This window comes from Paenirhodobacter enshiensis, from assembly GCF_000740785.1.
Taxonomy (GTDB): domain Bacteria; phylum Pseudomonadota; class Alphaproteobacteria; order Rhodobacterales; family Rhodobacteraceae; genus Rhodobacter; species Rhodobacter enshiensis.
Map to the genome: position 1 here is coordinate 1 of NZ_JFZB01000083.1, position 1,178 is coordinate 1,178.

The 1,178-nt window shown below is 63.9% G+C and carries 1 protein-coding gene; it reads left to right on the forward strand.

All coding sequences use genetic code 11. The features are described from left to right. Positions 1-1,176 (forward strand): elongation factor Tu (gene tuf, locus CG50_RS15985; protein ID WP_036640651.1); only part of this gene is annotated, 1,176 nt, incomplete at its 5' end. Positions 1,177-1,178 lie beyond the last annotated feature (2 nt).

Consider the following 1,178-nt stretch of genomic DNA (forward strand, 5'->3'; position numbering starts at 1 on the left):
ATGGCAAAGGCAAAGTACGAACGGACGAAACCGCACGTCAACATCGGCACGATCGGCCACGTTGACCACGGCAAGACGACGCTGACCGCTGCGATCACGAAGTATTTCGGCGAATTCAAGGCCTATGACCAGATCGACGGCGCGCCGGAAGAAAAGGCTCGCGGCATCACGATCTCGACCGCGCACGTGGAATACGAGACGGCGACGCGTCACTATGCGCACGTCGACTGCCCCGGCCACGCCGACTACGTGAAGAACATGATCACCGGCGCCGCGCAGATGGACGGCGCGATCCTGGTGGTTTCGTCGGCTGACGGCCCGATGCCGCAGACGCGCGAGCACATCCTGCTCGGCCGTCAGGTCGGCATCCCGTACATCGTCGTGTACATGAACAAGGTCGACCAGGTCGACGATCCGGAACTGCTGGAACTCGTCGAGATGGAAATCCGCGAGCTTCTGTCGGCTTACGGCTATCCGGGCGACGAAACCCCGATCATCAAGGGCTCGGCTCTGGCCGCTCTCGAAGGCCGCGATCCGGAAATCGGCGAGAACTCGATCCGCGCGCTGCTGGCCGCGGTCGACGACTACATCCCGACGCCGGAGCGTGACATCGACAAGCCGTTCCTGATGCCGATCGAAGACGTGTTCTCGATCTCGGGCCGCGGCACCGTTGTGACCGGCCGTGTCGAGCGTGGCGCCGTGAACGTCGGCGACGAACTCGAGATCGTCGGCATCCGCGACACCAAGAAGACGACCTGCACGGGCGTCGAGATGTTCCGCAAGCTGCTGGATCGCGGCGAGGCGGGCGACAACATCGGCGCGCTGCTGCGCGGCATCGACCGTGACGGCGTCGAGCGCGGTCAGGTTCTGTGCAAGCCCGGTTCGGTGAAGCCGCACACGGAGTTCGAGGCCGAGGCCTACATCCTGACGAAGGAAGAAGGCGGCCGTCACACGCCGTTCTTCGCGAACTACCGTCCGCAGTTCTACTTCCGCACCACGGACGTCACCGGCACCGTGAAGCTGCCGGAAGGCACCGAGATGGTGATGCCGGGCGACAACCTGAAGTTCACCGTCGAGCTGATCGCTCCGATCGCGATGGAAGAGAAGCTGCGCTTCGCCATCCGTGAAGGCGGCCGCACCGTCGGCGCGGGCGTCGTCTCGAAGATCCTCAAGTAATC